This window comes from Streptomyces alkaliphilus, assembly GCF_014141535.1.
In the GTDB taxonomy this organism is placed as follows: domain Bacteria; phylum Actinomycetota; class Actinomycetes; order Streptomycetales; family Streptomycetaceae; genus Streptomyces; species Streptomyces alkaliphilus.
In genome coordinates, this window is record NZ_VKHT01001115.1 from 1 (window position 1) to 1,508 (window position 1,508).

The 1,508-nt window shown below is 77.0% G+C and carries 1 protein-coding gene; it reads right to left on the bottom strand.

Annotated features, from left to right (window positions below; all coding sequences use genetic code 11):
• Window positions 1–21: 21 nt before the first annotated feature.
• Window positions 22–1,508: 3-hydroxyacyl-CoA dehydrogenase family protein (locus FNQ90_RS22800; protein WP_182608074.1), on the bottom strand; the 1,487-nt coding region annotated here is incomplete at its 5' end.

A 1,508-nucleotide genomic window follows, 5' to 3' on the forward strand; every position in this document is an offset into this window, starting at 1 on the left:
TCCCCCGACCGTCCCCCGGCGTCACCGCGGGGCGCCTCCCACCGGGCGCCCCTCGCGAACCCGCTCGACCAACCACGCCGGCGGCTCGAAGCGCTCCCCGTGACGCTCCCGCAACTCCCGGGCCCGCTCCAGGAAGCCGGCGGCTCCGGTCGGCCATCCGTCCGCGTAGCGGAGCACTCCGCCGGTCCAGGCGGGAAAGCCGATGCCCAGCAACGACCCCACGGTCGCGTCCGCCTCGGACTCCACCACGCCCTCCTCCAGCGCCCGCATCGCCTCCAGGGACTCGGCGAAGAGCATCCGCTCGCGCAACTCCCGCAGGTCGGCGTGCCCGGCCGCGGGCTCCGCCCCGCCGGTGGGCGTCGCGGATCCGGTGCCGGCGGGCGCGAAGTGCTCGCGCAGCCCCGGCCACAACCGCGATCGCCGCCCGCCGGGGCCGTCGTACTCGTGGAAACCGGCACCGGCCGCGCGGCCGGTTCGGCCGAACTCCTCGACCATCCGCTCCAGCACCCGCTCGGCCGGGTCCGGGCCGTCCGTCGGCCCCGCTCCGGCGGCGCGCGCGGCGCGGCGGATGGCCAGGGGCAGGGTGAGGGTCAGCTCGTCCAGCAGGGCGAGGACCGGGGTGGGGTATCCGGCGGAGAGGCAGGCCCGCTCGATCGAGGCGGGAGCGACCCCCTCCCCCACCATGCGCAGCCCCTCGTCGAGGAAGCGGCCGATGACCCGGGAGGTGAAGAAGCCGCGGGCGTCGTTGACCACGATCGGCGTCTTCCGCAGGCGACGGACCAGGTCGAAGGCGCGGGCGACGGCCTCGTCGCCGGTGTCGGCCCCGCGCACGATCTCCACCAGCGGCATGCGCTCCACCGGGGAGAAGAAGTGCAGGCCCAGGAAGTCGGCCGGGCGGTCGACCGAGCGGGCCAGGTCTCCGATGGGCAGGGTGGAGGTGTTGGTGCACAGCAGGGCGTCGGGGGCGAGGAGCGGAAGCGCCTCGCGCAGCGCCGCGGCCTTGGCCTCCGGGTCCTCCACCACCGCCTCGATCACCGTGTCGCAGCCGGCCAGGTCGGCGGGGTCGGCGGTGGGCGTCAGGCGGCCCAGCACCTCCTCGCGCTCCTCGGCGGACAGCCGGCCGCGCTCCACCTCCCGGGCCGTCAGCTCCGCGCAGTGCTCCCGGCCCCGGGCGGCGCGCCCGGCGTCGAGATCCTTGAGCACCACCTCGATCCCCGCCCGGGCGAGCACGTGCGCGATGCCGGCGCCCATCATCCCGGCGCCCAGGACGGCGGCCCGGGTGACGGGGCGCTCCGGGACGCCGGCGGGGCGACGGGCCCCGGCCTCCACGGTCCGCCGGTCGAAGAACAGCGCCCGGATCATGTTGGTCGCCACCGGTCCGGTGACCAGGGAGGTGAAGTACCGGGACTCGATGATCTGGGCGGACTCGATGTCCACCGCCGCGCCCTCGACCGCCGCCGCGAGGATCGCCTGCGGGGCGGGCGCCGGGGCGCCGCCGGTGCGGGCGG